Consider the following 20,482-nt stretch of genomic DNA (forward strand, 5'->3'; position numbering starts at 1 on the left):
GATTTGCGTATCGGCAGAATGAACCCAGGCCTTTGCCGGTTTCGGGTCGCTTTTGGCTGAAACCCTGAAAAAGATTGCACCGACGCGACGCGAAAAAACGACGCACGCTGGCGTCCGCACTCCTTTTGTGATGGTCAAAAGTGACAGGAGGGGGCCGAGAAACTGTGCGGTTTTTGGGCAGGCCGGAATTCCAGAGCAGTGAAAAAGGCTGTTTTGCCTAAATAATAAGTTGACTGAATTCTCTGAATGATTGAGTGGGCAGAAGTATAAACCTGTGGTTTAGAAGATTAGTCGGCTCAGTATTCAAGTTGCGTAAAGGAAAATTAATGGCTTGAGCGTTTTCTGGGCACACTGTGCAAGGCTCGACAAGAGCTGCCCCAAAAAACGAGACCATTATGAAGTTCTTTGCAGATCTGCCCATCGCGGTGCGTGTCGGAGCGCTGTCCGCAATCGCCGTGGTTGCCATTGGCGTATTGCTGGGTACAGCGCTTTACAGCCAGCACATCGTATCGAATGAAATCGACAATCTGGCTGAATATTCACAGATGGACTTCAAGGTGTCGCAGGTTCAGGCCCATGCCCAGAACATGCAGCGCAGCCAGAAGGATTTCCTTCTCACCAAGGATCTGGCCTTCGTCGAGGAATACAATGCCGAGCTGGAAAAAGCCCAGACCAACCTGAACGATGTCGACGCGAAACCGCAGTCGGCCTCCATCAAGGACAATATCGCCAAGCTCCATACCGTGCTGGATCAGCACAAGGCCAAGTTTGATGCGCTGACGGCCGAGCTGAGGGAGATGGGACTTGACGAAAGCACCGGGTTGCAGGGCTCGTTGCGCACTGCCGTGCATGACGTGGAAGCCAAGCTGGAAATGGCGAACCAGGACGCGCTGTCCGTCAAGATGCTGATGATGCGCCGTCATGAAAAAGACTTCATGCTGCGCGGAGACGAGAAATACATCGGCAGGATCGACGAACGCCGAGCCGAAATTGCCGATCTGTTGCCGGAAAGCGGTTTGCCGGATGCGGAGCAGGCCGAAATTGCCAAGTTGCTGGACGCCTATCAGGCGTCTTTCAAGGATTACGCTGAACTGTCCGTGAAGATCGCCGCCGATCTGGCCGAAATCGACGCGATTTACGCCCAGGTCGCTCCGGAATGGGCGGTGATGTCGGAAGCGGCCTATGCCGGAAAGCAGGCTGCGGGCGAGGCGCTGGATACGGCCCAGGCATTTTCCCAAACCATATTCCTGACCGTTTCCGTCGTCGCGCTGGTGCTGTCCATCGCTCTGGGCTGGCTGATCGGACGCAGCATCACCAGACCGGTGAAGACGCTCACCGGAACCATGGGCACGCTTGCCGGCGGATCTATCGATATCGACGTCCAGTACACCGACCGCAAGAGCGAGATCGGCAGCATGGCCCGCGCTGTCGAGGTTTTCCGCGCAAACGCTGTCAGGACCCGGGAGCTTGAAGCGGAGCAGAAAGAACTGGAAGCAAGAACCGCCGCCGAACAGAAACGGATGATGATGGAGCTTGCAGACAGTTTCGAAAGTTCCGTCGGCGAAATCGTCCAGGCCGTTTCTTCCTCGTCGTCGCAGCTGGAATCCAGTGCAAGTTCCATGAGCGCCACTGCCGAGCAGACCCAGCATCAGTCCTCGAACGTTGCCGCGGCCGCCGAACAGGCCTCCGCCAACGTTCAGACCGTCGCGTCGGCCGCCGAAGAACTGTCGTCGACGGTTTCGGAAATTTCCCGGCAGGTTGCCCAGTCTTCCAGCGTAGCCGCCACGGCAACGGCGGAAGCCAAGAAGACCAACGAGCAGGTACAGGGGCTTGCCGAAGCCGCCACGCGGATCGGTGAAGTGGTGAAGCTCATTTCCGATATTGCGGAGCAGACCAACCTTCTGGCACTCAATGCCACCATCGAGGCGGCCAGAGCGGGGGAAGCAGGCAAGGGTTTTGCGGTTGTTGCTTCCGAGGTGAAGGAGCTGGCCAGCCAGACGACGAAGGCGACCGAGGAAATTTCGCTGCAGATTTCCGGCGTCCAGTCTGCAACCCGGGACGCGGTCTCGGCCATCGACGGCATCACCAAGACGATCTTCGAGATCAACGAAATCGCCGGTGGGATCGCGGCGGCCGTCGAAGAACAGGGCGCGGCGACCACCGAAATCGCCCGTAACGTTCACGAAGCCTCGACCGGCACCCGGGACGTGACGCAGAACATCAGCAGTGTCAGCGAAGCGGCCACCCAGACAGGCCATGCGGCCGTAGAGCTGCGGGCAGCTTCCGGTACACTGTCAGGCAACGCCAGGGCGCTTCAGACTGAAGTCGACGGGTTCCTGGCACGGGTGCGTGCAGGCTGAAATCAGGCGCCCAGCAGGCTGGCATAAACGCCGAGCGTGCGGGCGCACATCGTTTCCACAGAGAAATTCTGGCGGACATGGGCGAGAGCCCGGTCCGCCATTTTCTGTTTCTCTAGATCGTCCTGGGTCAACACACGGGCAACGGCATCCGCAAGAGCCTGAGCATCGCCGGGAGCCACGCGCCAGCCGGTGCGCTCGCTTTCGGGCGTGTCTGGTGGTGCGAGCACGGTTTCCGGCACCGCGCCAAGGTCCGAGACGATCACGGGCACCCTCGCGGCCTGTGCCTCCACTGCCGCCCGGCCGAAGGCCTCCGGCTCGACCGAGGCAACAATGGCGATATCGGCCAAGGCCATTGCGGCGGGAACGTCGGCGCAATGGCCGACGATCCGAACCTTGTCCTGCAGTCCATTGTCGGCGATCAGCTTTTTCAATTCCGCCACATAGCCGTCGCGGCCCTGGGCGTCGCCCGCCAGAATGGCTATCGGGTCGGCAGCTGTCCTGTCTTTCAGAAGCGCCATCGCCTCGATCACGACACGCTGCCCCTTCCAGGCGGTCAGCCGGGCCATGTTGAGGAGTATCGGCCTGCCCGTCGGAATGCCCCACTGGTCCTTCAGTGCCTGGAGCCGAAGAGCGCTGACGTTGTCCGGCAACAGGCCTTTCAGGTCGGACCCGCGCTGGATCACGGTGATCCGGCCTTTCGCGAACGGGTGCCGGTCTTCGATCAGCCCGGAAATGAAGTGCGAATTTGCGATAACGGCGTCGCCTCGCGCCATGACCGAATTGTACCAGGCCTTCAGTGCGTTCGACTGGTTATAGGTGCCGTGGTAGGTGGTCACGAACGGGGTTTTGGTACGCCGTGCGGCCCAAAGCGTCGACCAGGCCGGTGCCCTGCTGCGGGCGTGAAGCACGCTGACCTTGCGCTTTGTCACGATCTCCGCGAGCCTGGCTGCGTTTTTCCAGAGGGTCGCCGGGTTTTTCGACTTGACGGGCAGCGTGATGTGTTCCGCGCCAAGGGCTTCCAGTTCTGTCACCATCTGGCCGCCCTGGCTTGCAACCAGTGCGGTTCCCCCGGCCTCCACCACCGCTTTGGCCACATCCAGCGTGGTGCGCTCGGCGCCGCCGGAGTTGAGATCCGGGATCACTTGCAAAATCGTGGTCTCAGAAGGCAGATGAACCAAATCGGATCTCCGGTGAACTGGTCAAGGCGGGGCGTCTGTGCCAAATGGCATGGACAGAAAACATCTATCAGAACGAGAGCCTTAATATGGGTGATTCCGAACCGCAATTCATCCAGGTTGGAAAAAATGAGGCGAAACGCCGGATTGCCGTGCGGAGCGCGTCAGGTTCGGCGGCCGGCACGTCCCCGGCCATCCTGTGGTTGTCCGGGTTCAAGTCGGACATGTCCGGCACCAAGGCCGAGGCCCTGGCCGAAGAGGGGGCGCGAAACGGGCAGGGCGTGGTGCGGTTCGATTATTCCGGCCATGGACTGTCGGGCGGCGATTTCGAAGATGCCTGCGTTTCCGACTGGCTGGAGGAGGCGCTTGCGGTTTTCGACGCCTTTTGCCCTGGCGAAACCGTGTTGGTCGGTTCCTCCATGGGAGGCTGGCTCGCCTTGTTGCTGGCACTGGCCCGCAAGGGCAGCGGCCGGATCAAGGGACTGGTGCTGATTGCTCCGGCGGTGGATTTCACCGAGGAGCTGATGTGGAAACAGCGGTTCAGCGATGAGATACGCTCCACCATCCTTGCTGACGGTCGTTGGGAACAACCCTCGGCCTATAGCGACGCGCCCTATGTGATCACGCGCAAGCTGATCGAGGACGGGCGCAATCATCTTCTGTTTGGCGCTCCGCTTCATCTCGGCGCCCCTGTGACGATCCTGCAAGGCGCGCAGGACCCGGATGTGCCCGAAAGCCACGCGCGCCGCCTTGTCGAGGCCTTGCCGCTGGATGATGTCACCTTTTCGCTGGTGCCGGATGGCGATCACCGTCTGTCCCGGCCCGAGGACATTGATCTTCTGTTGCGGGCTGTTGCGGAGATGTCCGCGCGGTAGTGCGGCATTTGCCCAGGGAGCCACGTCCTAGGCCGGCATGGTATCCCGGCCCTGTTTCTTGACCCGGTACCATGCCCAGAAGAGGCGGGCGGCGACGGCGCGGTGTGGCGCCCATGCTTCAGCGATGATGTCGAGCGCCTTCGGTGCCGGACGCTCCGAAAGGCCGAGAGACTCCTGTACCGCAACCTGCAAGGCAAGGTCGCCGCTCGGGAAAACGTCCGGATGCCCGGCGCAGAACAGCAGAAAGATATCCGCGGTCCAGCGGCCGATCCCCTTGATCTCGCATAGCGCGCGATGGGCGTCGTCGGCAGGCGCTTCCGCCAGACGGGCCAGGTCGAGGCCTTTGCCGCAAGCCTCGGTCAGGGCGCGCAGGGTCCGTATTTTCGGTCGCGACAGGCCGACGCCGGCCAGGTCCTCGTCGGTGAAGGTTGCCAGGTTTTCTGCCGTCAGGGGTGAGATAAGTGCCTGAAGGCGCGCAAAGATGGCGGCCGCACTGGCAACCGACACCTGCTGGCCGGTAATGATCTGGGCGAGACCCTCGAAATCTGCCGCACGACGGCGCAAGGGGATCGGGCCCGCCGTTCCGGCAATTGCCTGCAGGCGAGGGTCGAGGCGGGTCAGCGCCTCAAGGCCGGTTTCAATGTCTTTTTCGGTGGCAATCGGCGTCATGTCGGTGGGGCGGTCCGGGAATGTCAGGTGCTGCCGGTCAATACTGTCTCTTGCGCGGCGGCGGGGGAATGGTAGGTAGGACTTCACCCATCATCCCGTCCCACGTCAACAGCCTTGCCGATCTCATGACCCAGCCCGTGTTCCGCTTTGCTCCTTCGCCCAACGGGCACCTGCATCTCGGGCACGCGTTGTCGGCGCTCCTGAATGCGCGGGCGGCTGTCGCGCTCAGTGGCCGGTTTCTGGTACGGGTGGAGGACATTGACCAGACCCGTTGCACGCCGGAGCTTGAGCGGGAAATGTTCGAGGACCTTGCCTGGCTGGGCGTGCCGCTCCATGAGCCTGTGCTGCGCCAGTCAGACAATTTTCCGCAGTATCGGGCAGCCCTGGAACAGTTGCAGGACATGGGACTGGTCTATCCCGCCTATCTGACCCGCGCCGAAATCAAGGCTTTCGTCTCCGCCAGCGAGGCGAATGGAGAGAGCTGGCCGCGCGATCCCGACGGGGCGCCGCTTTACCCGGGCGACGCTACGGTCCTGTCGCCGGAAGAACTCAAGAGCCGGGCTGCCAGCGACGCGCCGTTTTCACTGCGCCTCGACATGAAACGAGCGCTCGCGACAATCGGCGGTTCGCTGTCTTGGCAGGAAACGGGGGCGGAAGGCGATGCTTTGTTTGCCGAACCGGTTGCCGTACCGGTTGAGGCGGAGGCGTGGGGCGATGTGGTCCTCGCCCGCAAGGACACGCCGACAAGCTATCACTTGTCCGTCGTCGTCGATGATGCCAGGCAGGGCATAACCGACGTTCTGCGCGGACAGGATCTCTATCATGCAACCAGCGTGCACAGGCTCTTGCAGGAGCTGCTCGGTCTGCCGGCGCCGGTCTACCGGCATCACCGGCTTGTCCTCGGGCCGGACGGGCGGAAGCTCTCGAAATCCAGCAAGGATACCAGCCTCAGGTCGCTGCGGGAGGCCGGCATGACCCATGCCGAGCTGCGCAAGAGGATCGGGCTTTAGGCGGGGGGGCGCTCAGCGCAGGCTCATGCCGAACCAGTGATCCAGGAACCAGATCCACAAGCTGGCCGTGACGATGGCGCAGAGCGTGGTCATGGTGATCGCGTTTGCGGACATGGAATGGCCGGTGCCATAGCGGTTGGCGAAGATGTAGGCGTTGACACCCGTGGGGCAGCTGGCGGTCAAGGTCGCGACCGCCGTCCAAAGTGGCGGCAGGTGGAACACGAAGGCCCCGAAACCAAAAACGACGATCGGCATCAGCAGCATCTTGATGATGCTGAGAAGCAGGCCTGGCACAATATTGCCGCGCATGCCGTATTGCACGAGGCTCATGCCCAGTGACAACAGTGACAGAGGCAGCGCCGTGGCAGCGATGCGGCTGAGAACGTCGAGGCCGATCTCCGGCAGCTCCAGACCTGTCAGCCGCCAGACAAAGGCGGCGACGATGGTGACGACGAGGGGGTTCTTCATCAGGCTTTTTCCCGCCCCCATCAGCAGTTGGGAGATGGGTGGGGAAGCCGTGCCGTTGTCGATTGCAGCCGCCCGCTCCATCATCACCGCCATCAGCACCGTCATTGTGGCCAGGTGGATCGAGATGATCAGCAGCAGCGGGGCCAGACCTTCGTCGCCATACACCGAGGCCACCAGCGGCAGGCCGACCAGAATCGTGTTGGCGAAGGCGGCGGATATCCCGCCGATCGCGCTTGCCCGGGCATCGCGGCCGAATCCCTTGCGAATGATCAGCGATCCGAGCAGCCAGGCAAAGCCGACGCCGATGAAGTAGGTTGCCCAAAGCGCCAGCGGAACACCCGCGCTCAGATCGGCGCCGATCAGCGATCGGAAGATCAGCACCGGGATCGCCACGATATAGACGAACTGCCCGAGTGCTTCGCTGATGCTCTGGTTCAGAATGCGGGTTTTGGCCAGGCAGTAGCCAATGCCGATCAGCAGGAAAACCGGGGCGACGATCGTGAGTGTTTGAGCAAGCATCTGAGCGGCAGCCCGAAGGCTGTTTCCGGTTGGTTTTGGACGAGGCGCTGGCAGGTGCCGGCCCGGATGGACAGCGGCCACATGGCAAGGTAAGCAGAATTTCGACCAACTTGGCTTTTTGGCGCGTGTCTGGCAAGCCCGGTTGAGACCCATTCAGGCGAAGGATCTCCGGCCGCATGGCAAATCATGACGAGGACAGCGTCAAACTTGCGCTTCTGGCCCACGATCTCAGAACGCCGCTTGCCGCCATGCGCCTGACGGCGGAGCTGATCGGTACCGGTGAGCTGAACGGGACCCAGAAGGAACAATTGTCGATCCTGATCCGCTCCATCGACGCACTTGCGCAGATGACGGGTGAACTGGTCACCGCCGCAGAACCGGGCGCGCGGGCAGAAGCAAGACCCGTCCGGATCGTCGATATCGTGACCGAAATCGCCGATCTGTTTCAGGTGGCGGCCGAAGCCAAGAATCTGACCTTGTCCCTGGCGATCGATGATGCGGCCCGCACAGCAGTCACCCCGAGCGGCGGGACGCTGCGCCGGGTGATCACGACACTCCTGGACAATGCGGTCAAATACACGGCCGAAGGTGGAGTGACGGTCGAGGTCCGGGCAACCGGTGGTTTGTCAGACGAAGTGCCTGGCCAGCAGCATCCGCCGGCAATCCTGATTTCCGTTGCTGACAGCGGACCGGGCATCGAGCCGGAAGAAGGTGCGCGGCTGTTCCGGCCCTTCGTGCGGGGGCGTCACGGCCGCGAAACCGCGCCTGGAACAGGTCTGGGTCTCTGGGGAACGGCACAATTCGTCCGGGACATGAACGGCCGATTGACGCTGGAGCGTTCGGAGGCTGGTGGCAGCCGTTTCAACGTGGAAATTCCGCTCGGTTCCGACGAGGACGGCTTGTCGCAGGCCGACGCCCCGCACAGTGGGGCGTCGGGTTTGTCGGCCAATGCATCTGCTGCCGGGCCTCTGTCGGCGCATGTGCTGATTGTCGACGACAACGAGACCAATTGCCGTCTTCTGGCCGCGCTGCTGGAATCCTTTGGCATTTCCTCCGAGGTTGCCAGGTCCGGCGAACAGGCCGTCGGTCTTGTTCAGAAGGAGGCCTTCGATGCCGCGCTGCTCGATTTGCACATGCCCGGCATGAGTGGTGTCGAAACGGCCGAGGCTCTCGGTTCCATTCGTCCGGAATTGCCGTTGATCGCAGTTACCGCTGCATTGGAATCCGTTGGCGACAAGCGCCTGCGGGATGCAGGGTTTCGGGAAGTCCTGACAAAACCGTTGTCGCCTGCTGCTCTTTTCGAGGCGATGAAACAGGCCAGCGGACGCAGTGAAGGTTAGGAGCTTACACCCTAGGTGTGCTTTCCAGTGAGGTTGTCCATTCGCGTTGACAATCTGATGCCTTGCGAGTGTTCGCTTTGGAAAATTGCCAAAGATTTACTTGGAGGTGGATACTTGGTTTGCGTCGAGGCTTCTTCGAAAAGGAATTTCTGAATGACTGTTGAAGTCGACATGGATCGCAAGCGTGCGTTTCACGTGCAGAGTGGCCTGACGGTGGAATGGATCCGCGACGAGCCTTCTCAGGAACGAAAAAGTCATTTTCTAGTAATCTTCGAAGGAAAAGAGATGCCATTTGAGGCTACATTTGACTTTGGTGAGAAGAAATTTCTGGAAAAACGACCGGATGCAACTCCAGAAGCTTTGTCTCATTTTTTATCTGAAAATTTTCATAAGAACTATCACGCCCAAAACATTTCAGGCGATTTTGATCGAGACATTTTTGTAGAAGTCTGGCGTCTCGCGATATCTCCAAAGTCTGATGTTTATAGATATTCTGCTTTTTACGTTGAATGGACCAAGAATGACATGAGTGATGCTCGGCAGTGGAGTAGCGAAGGATGAGCGGGATGCACTTCTTGGTAAACTGGTTGCTAAGCTTCGGACCCACAAAATATCTACGCAAATCAGTTGAGGTTTAATTCAAGCTCCTGAACAGAAGCTTGACAATGTCTTGTGGTTTTTCTGGCGCGGCGATGAGCTGTTTTCGAAGTTACTGCCGATTTTTCCGACTGATACGCGCGGCAAGGCGCGTGTTGATGATCGGCAGGCTGAAGGACTTCCGCAGAATGACCAGGCGCTACGGCCGGAACGCAGAAAACTTTCTCTCAGTGCTCTGCGTCGCGGCTACCAATTTCTATTGGTTGTGAGTCTGAACACCTAGCCTGTCAGGGCTGTTTCGCCGGGGCGCAGGGTCAGGACCTCGACGCCATCGGCGGTGACCGCAACCGTGTGTTCGAACTGGGCGGACAGTTTGCCGTCTCTGGTCACCACCTTCCAGCCGTCCTCTTTGGTCGAAACCCTGCTGGTGCCCTGGTTGATCATCGGCTCGACGGTGAAGACCATGCCTTCGCGCAGTCTCATGCCGGTCCCGCGCCGTCCGAAATTCAGGACGTTGGGTTCCTCGTGCATTTCGCGGCCGATGCCGTGACCGCAAAAGTCGCGGACCACCGAGTAGCCGTTCTTCTTGGCGTGCTTTTCGATCGCGTAGCCGATATCGCCCAGATAGGCCCCGGGCTTCACCTGCTCAATGCCTTTCCACATCGCCTTCTGGGCAACCCGCACCAGCCGTCTTGCCGCCGCGCTGGCGTTTCCGACCACGTAGGTCTTGCTGGAGTCGGCAATGAACCCGTCCTTTTCCAGCGTGATGTCCAGATTGATGATGTCGCCGTCCCGAATGATCTCGTTCGGATCCGGAATGCCATGGCAGACGACCTGGTTGATCGAGCAGTTCAGGACATATTCAAAGCCGTATTGGCCCTTGCTGGCAGGCCGGGCGGCAAGATCCTCGGTGATGAAGCGTTCCACCGTGTCGTTGACGGCGAGGGTCGACAGGCCTGCAAGGCTCAGGCCGTCGAGCATCTCGAATACGGAGGCCAGCAACCTGCCGGACTTGCGCATGAGGTCCAGCTCTTCCGGGGTCTTGACCATCTCAGGCGACCGCGGCATCTGCTGCGGGAACCTGGGCAGCCTCAAGTTGCATCTTGACGATGTCGTTGAAGGACAGGGTCGGATTGGCTTCCGCCAGCATTCCGATCTTCATCCAGAATTCGGCCTGTGCATTGATGGAGCGACACATGACGGTGCTGGCCCGGCGGATTTCCTCGTGCAGACCCTCGTCGATCTTAACGATGCCCATGACTGCCTCCCGAGAGGAGTGAATATATGAAACGTATATGTTTCGTATATACCTATCAAGTCGGGATCCTGCAAGTGCGGTTTTCCGGAGCGCTGCAGAGTTGAAACAAGGCTGGACCTAAAGGTCTGTTGTCACCGGATTTACTGCCGCCTCGAGGGCCTGTTCCAGCCGGTCGTCTCCCCAGAAGAGGTCGCCACCCGGGACGACGAAACTCGGCGCCCCAAAGATGCCGAGTTTCTCGGCTTCGGTGACGTCGGCACGCAGGCTTATCTTGGATTCCCGGCTGTTGGCGGTTTCAAGAGCCTGCCTGGCCGGTGCGCCGATTTCAAGAAGCAGCTCGGCCATCAGGCTTTCGTCGGCAATGTTCAGCCCTTGTCCGAATTCGGCAACATAGACGGCCCGGGTAAAGGCTCCGATCCAGGGCTGGTTCTGGCCAGCATGCGCAATGCGGGCGGCCAGCAGGGAATCCTGGGGAAAGGGCGAAGGCATGGTGAGTGGCAGGCCGTAGCGTTCGCAGAGCCGTTCCATGTCGCGCCACATGTAGTGGCCCTTGGCGGGATAAAGGTTGAACGGGGAGGTTGGCCAGCCCAGTTTCTTGAAGATGGGTCCCAGCAGAAACGGGCGCCAGGCGATCGCGACACCGTAGTCGATTGCCAGCGTTTCGATCCGCATGGCTGAGAGATAGCTGTAGGTGGACGCAAACTCGTACCAGAATTCCACCACCGGTTTCCGGTCCTGCCGCAATGACACTATATTCGTGCCGGTAGGGGCCGCAGGCGGCTGACTGTTATTCACATTCCGCAACTCCGCAAAATCTGAACCGGCCGGTTTCAGGAAGGGATTGGATCGGGCAATCGGATGCGTTAAAGAGCAGCCATGACGCAAACCCACCCTCAGCAGCATAATCCCAAGACCGGACTGAGCAAACTATCCATCTGGTGCATTAACCATTCGATGGTATGCGTGGGGCTCTATATCTGCCTTGTGTCGCTGTTCTTTCTGGCCTTTCCCGGCGTCGATCTCTGGGCGAGCGGGATTTTTCATTTCGGTGATGAGGGTTTCAAGGCCGAGAACGTCGCGTTTTTGCGCGATGTCCGGCACCTGGGACCGTTTCTTGTCCGGGTGATCGCCATCGTATGCGTGGCGGTTTTGCTTATCAAACTGCTGGTACCGGGCCGCCCTCCACTGATGCCGCTGCGTCAGCCGGTGTTCCTGCTGTCGACGCTGATCCTTGGACCGGGGGTGCTGGTCAATCTGATCCTGAAAGACAACTGGGGCCGCCCGCGGCCGCGCAATGTCGAGATCTTTGGCGGAGACCTGCCTTACCAGCCGGTCTGGAAAATCTCGAACTATTGCGACAGCAACTGTTCTTTTGTGTCCGGCGAAGGGTCTGCCGCCATGTGGCTGGTGGCGGGGGTTGCCTTGCTGGTGCCCGCGACCTGGCGCAAGCTTACCCTTGCCTTTCTGATCCCGCTCGGCCTGATCCTGTCGGCCAACCGGGTTGCCTTCGGTGGCCACTTCCTGTCGGACACACTGCTGTCCTGGGGGGTAACGCTGCTGTTGATCCTGGCGATCCACTACCTGCTTTTTCGCAGGACGCCACCGCTGGTGAGCGATCGCCAGCTTGATGAATGGTTCACGGTGAAAGGGAGGCGCCTGCAACGCGTGATGCAAAGGCTGGCGGTGCGCAGCCGGCGGGTGTTGCGCGGGGTTGGCCGCGTTTTCTCCGAACGCTGAGACAGTGTCTATTTCTTGCGCGGCCTCGTGCGTTTCAGGATGCGGGCGAAGCGCAGAGGCGAGCGGTCCTCCACCCAGGTGATGGCGTCGTTGAGTGGCGGCGTCTTGCGTCTTCGGCTGCGCAGCATGCGCGCCGCACTCCGGTTCGTGCCGACAATGACGATCATGCCGAGCGCAAGCAGGGGAACGCCTGTCGGGATCGGCAGCCAGACGGTTGCCAGTCCTGCAAGGATCAGCGCAGCCGCAAGAGACCACCACAGAATTTTCATGTTTGTGCCAAGGAAGTCGTACAGGTCGGACACCAATACATCAGTGTCTGAGACGGATTTATGAACCCGTGCCTGGCAATCCCTGATCAGTCAGGCATTCCTGCGAGTTTCGGGGCAGTATCACGCGCCGGACGTCAGTTCCTTCAGGAGACCTACACCCCCCGTCCGCACCAGCCGGTACACCTGTTCGAAGCCGTCCGCGCCGCCGTAGTAGGGATCGGGAACGTCCTGAGGCGGTTTGTCCAGAAGAAGCCGCAGCCGGGCGCTTCCTGCCCCGCCTTTGCGTTTGAGAGCGGCGAGATTGTCGCTGTCCATGGCGACAATGGTGTCAAAGCGGCGGAAATCCTCCGCATGCACCTGCCGTGCCCGTTGGGCGGCGATGTCGATGTGGTGCCGCGCCGCAATCTCGATGGAGCGCGGGTCCGGCGGGTTGCCTATGTGCCAGGCACCGGTTCCCGCGGAATCGATCTCGAACCGCTCGCCCAGGCCTGCTTCTCGCACGATGTCCCGAAAGACACCTTCTGCAAGCGGCGACCGGCAGATGTTGCCAAGGCAAACGAAGAGGACGGCGTGGGTCAAGCAGGTTATCCTTCCAACAGGGGGCAGGTGGACGCAGGCAGCCCGCCATCGGGCTGACACAGAACTGGATTAGGTGCACCGCAAGTGCCTGGTCCACTCTCAGGGCCTGGTGCCACGGAAAAAAGGAGGATCAGATGGTTGAACGACTGAAGCCGGAAGACCGCGCTGCCGGATTGAACGATTTGCCGGACTGGCACATGTGCGAAGACCGGGAGGCGATATCGAAGTCCTTCAAGTTTCACAATTTCCGCGAAGCCTTTGCCTTCATGACACAGATTGCGCTGGTGGCGGAAAAGATGAACCACCATCCGGAATGGTTCAACGTCTACCGCAGCGTCGACATCACGCTGTCGACCCATGACGTCGGCGGGCTCAGCAAGCTGGACCTGCAGCTTGCGGCGGAAATCGAAAAAATTGCCGGCAAGATGCTCTGATCCTTCAGGCCGGTCATTCAATCTCGGTTGACCTGCCCGCCCTTGGTCAGCACGAAGCGGTGACCACCCTCCACGCGCTCGGCTTCCAGCAGCGTATGGCCTTGTTCGTTGCAGAAATGCGGAATGTCGATTTCCGCCATCGGGTCGGTGGTGAGCACCGTCAGTTGCTCGCCGCTGGCAAGCCGGGTGAGGGCCTTGCGGGTCTTGAGCACGGGCAGGGGGCATTTGAGGCCCTTCAGATCGAGTGTCGTTTCGGTCGTCAACAAAATCTCCCTGAAAGCGGCTGCCCGTGTCGGGCCGAAAGTGCTTCCCTTCTGTCGGCATTCATACAAGATTAGGAACTCAAAACTAGCCTGATTTGCGACGAACAACAGGGCACGCGAACAGAAACTGCACCAGGCGGGGCTGCAGCCGTAGCCGGTCCGGTTCTGAAACGGCGATTGCCGCAAAAGAGTACCCGGGATTTGCCGGCAAAGCGCGGTGGCGCGAGGCAGCTGCCTGGAATTTGCAGGACGAATGCATGGTGCAGGAATGAGAGCGGGACTTCGGAACGCCGTTATGCTTGCGGCCGCGAGCCTGCTGTTTCTTGCCGGTCCGGCCAAAGCCGACACTGCTGAAATCCATATCGTCACCCAGAGTTTCGCACCGCTGCAATGGGACAACGCCGGCAAGCCGGACGGGTATGTCTCCGCCTACATGCTTGAAGTTGCCAGACGCGTCGGTCAGTCGATCCCGCTGGAAATCGGTGCCTATGAATTCCTGCCCTGGAAGCGGGCAATGCTGCTTGCCGAAACCATGCCGAATGTCCTGTTCTTCTCGCTGTCTCGAACGCCTGAGCGGGAAGACAAATTTCTCTGGCTGGGTGAGGTCTCGCCCTATGGGCAGAATTTCTATCAGCTCTCGACAAGGCCCAGGATCGAAGCCGACACGGTTGAGGACCTGCGCGATCTGACCCTGCGGATCGGTGTACAGGACGGCTCCAATCTTCTGACCCATCTGAAACAGCTCGGTTTCGAGGACACCGGAAACCTGGTGCCGATCACCGATTTTCACCAGGGGATCGAAATGCTCTACCTGGGGCGGATCGATGTTCTGCCGCTCACCGGGTTCCTGGCGCAGGCCAGCGCCTGCAAGCAGGGCTATGACGGCCGTCTCCTGCAGCCGGTTGTCTTTGTCGAAGCGCTCGCCAACCCGCTCTGGGCCGTGTTCAGCAAGGGAACGGATCCTGCGCTGGTCGAAGCGTTCAAAGACGAAATGACCGCCCTGAAGGACAGCGGCTTTCTGGAAGCCCAGACACGGGAACATCAGGTCAACTGGCAGACACTGGCCTGTGGTGCGTTGACAGCGGGCAAGTGAAGCTGGCAGGAACGGATCGCACCCGTTCCACCCGCTCACGACCGGAAGTTGCCCGCATGACAGATCAGCCGATCACTTCACTTGATGTTCTCGATTTCTGGTGGCAGGCCGGCCCGGCGAAATGGTTCGCAAAGGACGACAAGTTCGACAAGTTGTGCCGGAACAGGTTCCTGGCGGCCATCGAGGATGCCGCCGAAGGCAAACTTGACGCCTGGGCCGACACAGCCGATGGCGCGCTTGCCCTTTTGATCCTGCTCGACCAGTTCCCGCGCAACGTCTTCCGCGGCAGCCCCAGGGCGTTCCGGGCCGACCCCAAGGCCGTTCAGATTGCCGAAAAGGCGCTTGAACGCGGCTTCGACAGGGCGTTTCCCAAGGAGGCGCGAGGCTTCTTCTATCTGCCGTTTGAACATTCCGAAGACATGGCACACCAGGAAAGATCAGTCGATCTCTGTCGGGTTCTGGGCGACAAGGAACTGTACCACTACGCGCTGATCCACCTCGACGTCATCCGTCGCTTCGGCCGTTTCCCGCACCGCAATGCCGTTCTCGGCCGGCAATCGACACCGGAAGAGATCGCCTATCTGGAAAACGGCGGGTTTTCAGCCTGAGGGAAATAGCCGAGGGCAGATACGCCGGTGTTTTGGCCAGGTCTCACGTTCTAGAGGAATGACCGGCAAGGAGCCTGGAGGGGATTGTCCGCAGCTGAGCGCTGCGGACTAAGTACTGACCTTGCGTCTGACTACCTCTGAAATCGGCCCGTGAACGCCAGCAGCAGCAGTTCGCGTTTTATGTGTTTTCGGTCGTTGGCAGCTTCCGTCCCGTGACGGACATTGTTCGTTATTCCTTTAATCTCGCGAACAAGTCCAGCCTGCCCAATTGAGTTTCCCGGAGACATTCTCAATGAGAGCATCGATGAGTACTCTGACTTTCCTGGGGGTGTTCGCGCCCGGGGGACGAAGTACGTAAAGTCCGAATTGTGGCGTCGGGTAGTCGAGCAGCAACGGAACAAGGTCACCGCGCTCAATACCTTCCTTGACAAGAAACAAAGGCGCGTGGGCTATGCCCAGTCCAGAAACCGCCCAGGCAACGATCATTTCCCCATTATCAGTGCGCAGACGTCCAGTTGGTCGAACGGAATGGTTCGTATTTCCGGATTGAAAAACCCAATCCTGAGATAGCGCTGCCGTGTAAAGCAAGCATTCATGTCGGGTGAGTTCTGCCGGCGACGTCGGTTTTCCGTTTCGTTCCAGATAGTCCGGGCTGGCAACGACAATTGAACTCATGGGTGCAATCTTGCGGGCAATCATGCTGGAATCACGCAGCACTCCAATCCGAATCACGGCGTCGAAGCGCTCTCCCATCAGATCAACAACCCGGTCGGAAAACGATACATCTACCTTCAACCTGGGATGACGACATGCCAAAGACCCAAGAACCGGTCCCAGATTTCTTGTCCCGAATGCGAGCGGCACAGACAGTCGCAACTCTCCGAGGATTTCGTTGGAATGTTCGGAGATAGCCTCCAGCGTATCCTCATATTCGGACAGGATCCGCTCGCTTCTTGACTTGAATTCCAGACCTGCCTCGGTAGGCGCGATGCCGCGAGTGGTGCGATCAAGTAAACGCGTACCGAGCAGATCTTCGATCCGGGTAACCTTCCGGCTGACGACGGATTTCGAAATATTAAGCCGCGTTGAAGCGGCGCTCAGGCTGCCGCACTCTACGACTTCGACAAAACATCTCATGTCATCCAGCTCAATCATGCGTTCCTCTCAGAGCAACAATCTGGTGCGGAAAATGACGGTTCCGGAAAGAGTGTCCGGGAACCAGGTTGACGACTGAATTTCTTTCATGAAAAGCAGGACGTACAATCAATGTCTAAAGTTCTCGTACTGACAAGCAGTGTTCTGGGCGATGCCTCCGTATCCAACCAGCTTACCACCCACATCGTAAATCAGTTGCGTCTCAAGGACGGCAAAAGCAAGGTCATTGCCCGTGATCTTGGAAGCAATCCCGTACCGCATCTGACGCAGGATTCAACGATCGCCTTGCGGGTTCCCGAAGCTGAAAACGAAGTGCAGGCGAATGCGCAGGCCCTTTCCGACGAACTCATTGCCGAGTTGAAAGCGACCGACCTGCTGCTCATTGGTGCGCCGATGTACAACTTCGGCATTCCATCCACGCTGAAAGCCTGGTTCGACTACGTGCTGCGCGCCGGAATAACCTTTTCCTATAGCGACACAGGTCCGGAAGGGCTCCTGAAGGGCAAACGCGCCATCGTGGTGCTGACGCGAGGGGGGCTATACAGTGAAGGACCTGCGCAGCTCATGGATGCCCAGGAACCTCATCTGCGCACCCTGCTTGGCTTCATCGGCATCACGGACGTCACCTTCATTCGGGCGGAGAAACTTGCCTTCGGTGCCTCTTTCCAGGAAGAGGCCATTGCCGCAGCCAAGAAGGTGGCCAATGAGGTGGTTGACGAATTGCAGCTGGCGGCCGCCTAACATCCGTGCAGCGGATTTCGTCGGTTGCGATGGCGAAACAGGCAAGTTTCAACAACGTCGTCCCCGCTCCCCTGCCTACGTCAGGGGGCGGGGTTCCTGTAAGGAGCGCACGCCTGAAGTCCAGGCTTGTTCTCTCCTGTTCGGATTTCTGCATCCGCGTTAGGAAAATCTGTCCCTTTATGACGTGCCAGAGATGAATATCGGCTCAGTCTGGCCGAGTGATCAATCAGGGTGGACGCGGCGGAGGGAGCCGCCGCGTCCAGACCACGTCTCAATCAGAGGATAAATGTCCCCTGGACGTGTAATGATCGGAGTTCGGTGCACCAGACAACCCGTGCTGGAGCCGGATCATATCCGCGGCCCGCTCTCCGATGACAACACATGGTGCCATCGTATTGCCGGTCGTGATGCGCGGCATGATCGAGGCGTCGGCGAGCCGAAGTCCCTCGATGCCATACACCTTGAGCTGATTATCAACCACCGACATGCTGTCCCGCCCCATCTTGGCCGTGCAGGATTGATGCCAGTAGGTGACAGCGGATTTCCGGATGAAGTCGATCATGCCTGACCTGTTTCGGGACTGCGGTGCCGTCTCGGTTTTGACCAGTGGCGTGAATGCTGCACTGTTTCCCGCCTCACGGCATAGCTCCACTGCCGCCAATGCTGCCATCAGATCTTCCGGCTCACTCAGGGAGTTGGGTTCGATGAGCATAGGGTCGCGGGCATCCGGCCCGGATAGACGCAGCCGTCCCCGGCTTTTCGGCTGTGCGAGCCCGGCAAACATCGTCCAGCCGTGCTCAGGCGTCTCCAGGTCCGTTTCAACAGGGCTGGGCACGGCAAACTCAAGCTGGCACTGAAGAAGGTCCGGTTGCTGAAGGCCGGAATTGCTCCTCCAGTAGAGGGTCGCTTCACAGCCACCACCGCCGACCTCCTCAGGTTTGCGGTAGGCCCAGGTGCACCCAAACGCGATGTGATCCTGGTGATTGCGGCCAACGCCGGGAAGATGCTGGACAATTGGGATCCCGTGAACCCGCAGTTCGTCCTCGGGCCCGATACCGGACTGCATCAGAACCTTGGGCGTGTGAACAGCGCCCAGTGACAACACCGTTTCATATTGCGCACGGAACTGTCGATGCTCGCCATCGACCAAAGCTTCGACGCCGATCACCTTCTTTCCCTCGAAAAGAAGCCGGGTGACCAATGCATTGGTGAGCACAGTCAGGTTTGGCTGGGTCAATATCTTGTGGGTGTAGGACCGGAAAACCGACTCCCGCTTGCCATTGCGGATTCTCAATTCTGCGATTGATGCGCCGCCGGCACTTTCCATCATCTCGCCGTTGGGCGTGTCGAAGACGGGAATACCTATCAGCTCTGCAGCGTCGAGGAGAGCCCGGGCAACCGGCTTGGGACTGTCAGGTTGCGCGACGTGGACAGGGCCACCGGATCCCCTTCGCAGAGGATCCGGTGTTCCGCGCCAGTCTTCAATCCGGCGGTAATATCCGAGCGCGGACTGGTAACCCCAGGCCTCGTCTCCGGATTCTGCGGCGAAATGGTTCCAGTCTTCCCTGTGGCCCCGGGCCCACACCATGACATTGATGCTTGAACCACCACCAAGCCCCTTGCCCATGCTCAGGGGAAGCCGACGACCGGCGAGTTCCGGTGTTGGCTCGCCAACGAAGCCCCAGTCACGGTCACTGCCAAGGTTCAACGGCCATTGAGCCGGCTCCATGACACTTTCGGCGAGATCATCGCCACCAGCTTCAAGGAGCAGAACCCTGGCAGTGCCGTCTTCGGCCAATCTGGCTGCGACAACCGACCCGCTGGAACCTGCACCGCATACGATGAAATCGAATTCGGTGTTTGTCTTTTCGAGCTGCATGGTCTTGTCCATGTGATCGACCTTTATCGATGCTTGTGTTGATTAGGGCTGGCTCGAGACCGTTTGCGCGGCCTCGTCGATCGTGTCGGCGACGACTTTCGGCTGGGTCATGAAGAGAGCGTGGCTGGCAGGAACCTTGGTGATCTTTGCGCCGATACGTTCCGCCATGTGGATCAGCATGGCCTGGTCGAATGCCTTGTCTTCGGTTGCAATCACCGCCCAACTCGGCTTGGAGCGCCACGCAGCATTCTTCAGCTTCGTGCCAAACGCTGCCAAATTGAGGGGAACTTGAGAATCCCGCATGAAGGCGGCGTCCGCATCGCTGACGTCATGGGCAAAGCTGGTTTTGAAATTTTCCCGGTCGACATAGGCGAAATCGTCTTCCGAAGTGTCGATGACGAACTCGGAAGCCGCTGGAAATCCTTCATATTGTTGAGCTGTCGTTTCGCCGGCATCCGGTGAAAGCGCCGAGACATAGACCAGCCCGGCCACTTTCTGATCGACCCCGGCTTCGGTAATGACAGTGCCGCCCCAGGAATGCCCGACAAGAATTGCCGGGCCGTCCTGCCGGTCCAATGCGCGTTTGGTGGCCGCAACGTCGTCTTCCAGAGATGTCAGCGGGTTCTGGACGATGGTGACCCGGTATCCACGCGTTGTCAGTTCGTCATAGACGCCGCGCCAGCCGGAGCCATCCGCAAAAGCGCCGTGAACAAGCACAACATTCCTGACGGTCTGATCCGCCGGAATGGTGTCTGACGCGTTCGCGGACTTCATTCCGATGACGGCAGCGGCGGCAGCCGCCAGAACAAACATTTTCGTCTTGGTCTTCATGGCTTTTCTCCAAACAAATAGCGATAACAGTTATCGCGATAATAGTGATTATAGTGGTCGAGGTTTCAGGTCAAGAGAAATGTTATCGCGATATTGTTTCTCGCGATGTGGTTTGATATACCGGGGGCAAAGGAGCAGCGCATGACGAATGACCGAAAGAACAGTCCACCGCCCTTGGACGACCAACTCTGCTACGCGATCTATTCTGCCGGGATTGCCATTCAGCGCGTCTACAAGCCCCTTCTCGACGAGCTCGGGGTGACCTATCCGCAGTATCTCGTGCTCAACGTTCTATGGCGTGATGACCGGAAGACTGTCGGGGCAATCGCCGAGACCCTGGCATTGGAATCGAGCACTCTCACACCGCTTCTGAAGCGACTTGAAACGGCGGGACTGCTGCAAAGAACCCGAAATCCAGACAACGAGCGACAGGTTGTCGTGGCTTTGACCGCCAAGGGCCGTGCGCTTCAGTCCAAGGCAGGATGCCTTGGCGAGGCTCTGCTGACGGCGTCGATGCAAAGCCCCGAAGACCTCGCAAATCTCAACAAGAACATCCGGAATCTTCGCGACACGATCTATTCTCAGATCGGCAGATGGGGCACACCCGCCTGATCCGCGCGTT

23 protein-coding genes are annotated in these 20,482 nt (G+C 59.4%); 11 read left to right on the forward strand and 12 right to left on the reverse strand.

The window, feature by feature from the left end:
• Positions 1–395: 395 nt before the first annotated feature.
• Positions 396–2,360, forward strand: coding sequence for a methyl-accepting chemotaxis protein (locus tag ACYQ54_RS19975; RefSeq protein WP_460085703.1), 1,965 nt, complete (start codon positions 396–398; stop codon positions 2,358–2,360).
• A 2-nt stretch (positions 2,361–2,362) separates the two neighbouring features.
• Here ACYQ54_RS19975 and ACYQ54_RS19980 read toward each other — a convergent pair whose 3' ends face one another.
• Positions 2,363–3,538 carry a glycosyltransferase family 4 protein gene (locus ACYQ54_RS19980; protein ID WP_460085706.1) on the reverse strand — a complete coding sequence of 392 codons (1,176 nt, stop codon included), beginning with the start codon at positions 3,536–3,538 and terminating at the stop codon, positions 2,363–2,365.
• Positions 3,539–3,582: 44 nt separating this feature from the next.
• Between ACYQ54_RS19980 and ACYQ54_RS19985 the strand changes: the two genes are divergently transcribed.
• On the forward strand, positions 3,583–4,410 hold the full coding sequence (locus ACYQ54_RS19985; protein WP_460085708.1) for an alpha/beta hydrolase: 828 nt from the start codon (positions 3,583–3,585) through the stop codon (positions 4,408–4,410).
• A 27-nt stretch (positions 4,411–4,437) separates the two neighbouring features.
• Here the strand turns inward: ACYQ54_RS19985 and ACYQ54_RS19990 are convergent, their stop codons facing one another.
• Entirely contained in the window at positions 4,438–5,079 is a 642-nt protein-coding gene (locus ACYQ54_RS19990; RefSeq protein WP_460086109.1) for a DNA-3-methyladenine glycosylase family protein, read from the reverse strand.
• A gap of 125 nt (positions 5,080–5,204) precedes the next feature.
• On the opposite strand from ACYQ54_RS19990, the gene gluQRS reads away from it, so the two are divergent.
• A complete protein-coding gene (gene gluQRS, locus ACYQ54_RS19995) occupies positions 5,205–6,089 on the forward strand; it encodes a tRNA glutamyl-Q(34) synthetase GluQRS (RefSeq protein WP_460086111.1) in 885 nt (294 codons plus the stop codon).
• A 12-nt stretch (positions 6,090–6,101) separates the two neighbouring features.
• On the opposite strand, the gene ACYQ54_RS20000 is transcribed toward gluQRS, so the two are convergent.
• Positions 6,102–7,076, reverse strand: a complete 975-nt coding sequence (locus tag ACYQ54_RS20000; protein WP_460085710.1) for an AEC family transporter — start codon at positions 7,074–7,076, stop codon at positions 6,102–6,104.
• A gap of 176 nt (positions 7,077–7,252) precedes the next feature.
• On the opposite strand from ACYQ54_RS20000, the gene ACYQ54_RS20005 reads away from it, so the two are divergent.
• Positions 7,253–8,416: a hybrid sensor histidine kinase/response regulator gene (locus ACYQ54_RS20005; protein ID WP_460085711.1), complete on the forward strand. Its 1,164-nt coding sequence runs from the start codon at positions 7,253–7,255 to the stop codon at positions 8,414–8,416.
• 153 nt (positions 8,417–8,569) lie between these two features.
• Positions 8,570–8,977: a hypothetical protein gene (locus tag ACYQ54_RS20010; RefSeq protein ID WP_460085713.1), complete on the forward strand. Its 408-nt coding sequence runs from the start codon at positions 8,570–8,572 to the stop codon at positions 8,975–8,977.
• A gap of 315 nt (positions 8,978–9,292) precedes the next feature.
• On the opposite strand, the gene map is transcribed toward ACYQ54_RS20010, so the two are convergent.
• From map to ACYQ54_RS20025, 3 genes are all read right to left on the reverse strand, one after another.
• A complete protein-coding gene (gene map, locus ACYQ54_RS20015; protein ID WP_460086112.1) occupies positions 9,293–10,063 on the reverse strand; it encodes a type I methionyl aminopeptidase in 771 nt (256 codons plus the stop codon).
• Between the two features lies 1 nt (position 10,064).
• Positions 10,065–10,271 (reverse strand): ParD-like family protein, encoded by a 207-nt coding sequence (locus ACYQ54_RS20020; RefSeq protein WP_460085715.1) that lies wholly within the window; start codon positions 10,269–10,271, stop codon positions 10,065–10,067.
• A gap of 117 nt (positions 10,272–10,388) precedes the next feature.
• Entirely contained in the window at positions 10,389–10,991 is a 603-nt protein-coding gene (locus ACYQ54_RS20025; RefSeq protein ID WP_460085716.1) for a DsbA family protein, read from the reverse strand.
• 156 nt (positions 10,992–11,147) lie between these two features.
• On the opposite strand from ACYQ54_RS20025, the gene ACYQ54_RS20030 reads away from it, so the two are divergent.
• Entirely contained in the window at positions 11,148–12,008 is an 861-nt protein-coding gene (locus tag ACYQ54_RS20030) for a phosphatase PAP2 family protein (RefSeq protein WP_460085718.1), read from the forward strand.
• A gap of 8 nt (positions 12,009–12,016) precedes the next feature.
• On the opposite strand, the gene ACYQ54_RS20035 is transcribed toward ACYQ54_RS20030, so the two are convergent.
• Both ACYQ54_RS20035 and ACYQ54_RS20040 read right to left on the reverse strand, forming a co-directional pair.
• On the reverse strand, positions 12,017–12,277 hold the full coding sequence (locus ACYQ54_RS20035) for a hypothetical protein (protein WP_460085719.1): 261 nt from the start codon (positions 12,275–12,277) through the stop codon (positions 12,017–12,019).
• Positions 12,278–12,397: 120 nt separating this feature from the next.
• Positions 12,398–12,856: a low molecular weight protein-tyrosine-phosphatase gene (locus ACYQ54_RS20040; protein WP_460085721.1), complete on the reverse strand. Its 459-nt coding sequence runs from the start codon at positions 12,854–12,856 to the stop codon at positions 12,398–12,400.
• A gap of 134 nt (positions 12,857–12,990) precedes the next feature.
• Between ACYQ54_RS20040 and ACYQ54_RS20045 the strand changes: the two genes are divergently transcribed.
• Complete coding sequence (locus tag ACYQ54_RS20045) at positions 12,991–13,290, forward strand: 4a-hydroxytetrahydrobiopterin dehydratase (protein WP_460085722.1); 300 nt, start codon at positions 12,991–12,993, stop codon at positions 13,288–13,290.
• A gap of 17 nt (positions 13,291–13,307) precedes the next feature.
• On the opposite strand, the gene ACYQ54_RS20050 is transcribed toward ACYQ54_RS20045, so the two are convergent.
• Positions 13,308–13,556, reverse strand: a complete 249-nt coding sequence (locus tag ACYQ54_RS20050) for a sulfurtransferase TusA family protein (protein WP_460085724.1) — start codon at positions 13,554–13,556, stop codon at positions 13,308–13,310.
• 292 nt (positions 13,557–13,848) lie between these two features.
• Here ACYQ54_RS20050 and ACYQ54_RS20055 point away from each other — a divergent pair, with 292 nt between their 5' ends.
• Positions 13,849–14,646, forward strand: a complete 798-nt coding sequence (locus ACYQ54_RS20055; protein ID WP_460085726.1) for a substrate-binding periplasmic protein — start codon at positions 13,849–13,851, stop codon at positions 14,644–14,646.
• A 56-nt stretch (positions 14,647–14,702) separates the two neighbouring features.
• On the forward strand, positions 14,703–15,254 hold the full coding sequence (locus tag ACYQ54_RS20060) for a DUF924 family protein (RefSeq protein ID WP_460085727.1): 552 nt from the start codon (positions 14,703–14,705) through the stop codon (positions 15,252–15,254).
• 237 nt (positions 15,255–15,491) lie between these two features.
• Here the strand turns inward: ACYQ54_RS20060 and ACYQ54_RS20065 are convergent, their stop codons facing one another.
• Positions 15,492–16,409 carry a LysR family transcriptional regulator gene (locus ACYQ54_RS20065; protein WP_460085728.1) on the reverse strand — a complete coding sequence of 306 codons (918 nt, stop codon included), beginning with the start codon at positions 16,407–16,409 and terminating at the stop codon, positions 15,492–15,494.
• 111 nt (positions 16,410–16,520) lie between these two features.
• Here ACYQ54_RS20065 and ACYQ54_RS20070 point away from each other — a divergent pair, with 111 nt between their 5' ends.
• On the forward strand, positions 16,521–17,150 hold the full coding sequence (locus ACYQ54_RS20070; RefSeq protein WP_460085730.1) for an FMN-dependent NADH-azoreductase: 630 nt from the start codon (positions 16,521–16,523) through the stop codon (positions 17,148–17,150).
• A gap of 271 nt (positions 17,151–17,421) precedes the next feature.
• Here the strand turns inward: ACYQ54_RS20070 and ACYQ54_RS20075 are convergent, their stop codons facing one another.
• Both ACYQ54_RS20075 and ACYQ54_RS20080 read right to left on the reverse strand, forming a co-directional pair.
• Positions 17,422–19,041: a GMC family oxidoreductase gene (locus ACYQ54_RS20075; RefSeq protein WP_460085732.1), complete on the reverse strand. Its 1,620-nt coding sequence runs from the start codon at positions 19,039–19,041 to the stop codon at positions 17,422–17,424.
• Between the two features lie 30 nt (positions 19,042–19,071).
• Positions 19,072–19,860 (reverse strand): alpha/beta fold hydrolase, encoded by a 789-nt coding sequence (locus ACYQ54_RS20080; RefSeq protein WP_460085733.1) that lies wholly within the window; start codon positions 19,858–19,860, stop codon positions 19,072–19,074.
• A 141-nt stretch (positions 19,861–20,001) separates the two neighbouring features.
• Here ACYQ54_RS20080 and ACYQ54_RS20085 point away from each other — a divergent pair, with 141 nt between their 5' ends.
• A complete protein-coding gene (locus ACYQ54_RS20085) occupies positions 20,002–20,472 on the forward strand; it encodes a MarR family winged helix-turn-helix transcriptional regulator (RefSeq protein ID WP_460085734.1) in 471 nt (156 codons plus the stop codon).
• Positions 20,473–20,482 lie beyond the last annotated feature (10 nt).

Source organism: Roseibium sp. LAB1 (assembly GCF_054658235.1).